This window comes from Collinsella aerofaciens (genome assembly GCF_027679495.1).
Classification (GTDB): Bacteria; Actinomycetota; Coriobacteriia; order Coriobacteriales; family Coriobacteriaceae; genus Collinsella; species Collinsella aerofaciens_AK.
This window is the reverse complement of the sequence record NZ_JAQEKC010000049.1, coordinates 757-3,105: the sequence shown is the minus strand read 5'-3', so window position 1 is coordinate 3,105 and position 2,349 is coordinate 757. Positions and strand designations below refer to the sequence as shown.

Here is a 2,349-nt window from a genome sequence, read left to right as displayed (position 1 = left end):
TGACTCGGGGGCATCCTCGTGCCCGGACCGCGCATGAGCGCTGGGTCCCGCGGGCCGCGAGGTGCGGTTCCGGAAGAGCTCGGGCGATTAGTGCGGCTCGGCTGAGGCTGTCGCCAGCCTTGCACCTGCCGTCTATCGACCAGGTAGTCTACCTGGGCCCTTACCGGAAGGAGAACTAATCCCTGGAACGGCTTCCCGCTTAGATGCCTTCAGCGGTTATCCGCGCCGCACGCGGCTACCCGGCCGTGCCGTTGGTCGACAACCGGTTCACCGGAGGTGCGTCCACCCCGGTCCTCTCGTACTGGGGGCAGCCTCCATCGATTCTCCTGCGCCCACGGAGGATAGGGACCGAACTGTCTCACGACGTTCTGAACCCAGCTCGCGTACCGCTTTAAACGGCGAACAGCCGTACCCTTGGGACCTGCTCCAGCCCCAGGATGCGATGAGCCGACATCGAGGTGCCAAACCTTGCCGTCGATGTGGACTCTTGGGCAAGATCAGCCTGTTATCCCCGGAGTACCTTTTATCCGTTGAGCGACGGCCCACCCACTCGGGGCCGCCGGATCACTAGAGCCTGCTTTCGCACCTGCTCGGCTTGTGGGCCTCGCAGTCAAGCCCGCTTGTACTCTTGCATTCAAAAGGACGGTTGCCGACCGTCCCGAGCGGACCTTCGCGCGCCTCCGTTACCCTTTAGGAGGCGACCGCCCCAGTCAAACTGCCCGCCTGGCACGGTCCCCGAGCCGGTTGACGGCCTCGGGTTAGGACGCCGGTCGCGCGAGGGCAGTATTCCAAGGGCGGCTCCCCGGGGGCTGGCGCCTCCGGATCGATGCCTCCTGCCTATCCTCTACACGCGGGACCAGCGGCCAATGCCAAGCTGCAGTGAAGGTTCACGGGGTCTTTCCGTCCTTCCGCGGGTAAGTCGCATCTTCACGACCAGTGCAATTTCACCGGGTCCATGGTCGAGACAGCGCCCAAGTCGTTGCGCCTTTCGTGCAGGTCGGAACTTACCCGACAAGGAATTTCGCTACCTTAGGACCGTTATAGTTACGGCCGCCGTTTACCGGGGCTTGGCTTCGGGGCTTCGCCGAATCGGCTAACTCCTCCGCGTGACCTTCCGGCACCGGGCAGGCGTCAGACCCTATACGTCGCCTTGCGGCTTCTGCAGAGTCCTGTGTTTTTGGTAAACAGTCGCTTGGGCCTCTCCACTGCGGCCCGCCTCCGCTCCCCGGGCAAGCCGGTTCACGTACGCGCGGGCACCCCTTCTCCCGAAGTTACGGGGCCATTGTGCCGAGTTCCTTGACCATGGTTGACCCGATCGCCTCGGTATGTTCTACCCACCCACCTGTGTCGGTTTGCGGTACGGGCGCGCACGCGCCTGCCTAGGGGTTTTTCTAGGGACCTCGGGCTCACTCGCTTCGCTCAGTCGCTTCGTCCGGAGCCTCGCCCTTCTGCGGACCGGATTTCCCTGGTCCGCGGGCCGCGCTCCATCACGGGGACGTCCAGAACCCCGCCGAGCCACCCCCATCCGTCGCCCCGTCGGTCGTAGCGCCGCGTGCGCGGTGCAGGAATGTCTGCCTGCTGCGCGTCGGCTACGCCTACCGGCCTCGCCTTAGCCCCCGACTGACCCTGGGAGGATTAGCCTTGCCCAGGAAACCTCGGGTTCACGGCGGACGAGTTACTCTCTCGTCTCTCGCTACTCATGCCAGCATTCTCACTCCCATGCGCTCCACCGTCGGTCGCCCTCCGGCTTCTCCGCCCATGGGAAGCTCCCCTACCGATTCTAATGAATTAAAATCCCGCCGCTTCGGTGTCCAGCTTAGCCCCGTGTATTGTCGGCGCATGTCCACTCGACCAGTGAGCTGTTACGCACTCTTTGAATGGATGGCTGCTTCTAAGCCAACATCCTGGTTGTCTGGGCGGACGCACATCCTTTGCCACTCGGCTGGAACTTGGGGACCTTAGCGGGCGGTCCGGGCTGTTTCCCTCTCGAGCACACAGCTTAGCCCACATGCTCTGACTGCCGCGCTCTGGGCCGCCGGCATTCGGAGTTCGGTTGGATTCGGTAGGCGGCGAAGCCCCCTCGTCCATCCGGTGCTCTACCTCCGGCGGTGAACGCGCGACGCTAGCCCTAAAGCTATTTCGGGGAGAACGAGATATCTCCGGGTTTGATTGGCCTTTCACCCCTATCCGCAGGTCATCGCCGCCGTTTTCAACCGACGTGCGTTCGGCCCTCCACGGGGTCTTACCCCCGCTTCAGCCTGCCCACGGATAGCTCACCCGGCTTCGCGTCCGCGGCGCGGGACTCAAGTCGCCCTGTTAAGGCTCGCTTTCGCTTCGGCTCCCTTTCGG

The 2,349-nt window shown here is 63.9% G+C and carries 1 rRNA gene (only partly in view); it reads right to left on the bottom strand.

The window, feature by feature from the left end:
- Positions 1 to 67: 67 nt before the first annotated feature.
- Positions 68 to 2,349 (bottom strand): 23S ribosomal RNA (locus PGW49_RS10240) (it continues 718 nt past the right edge of the window).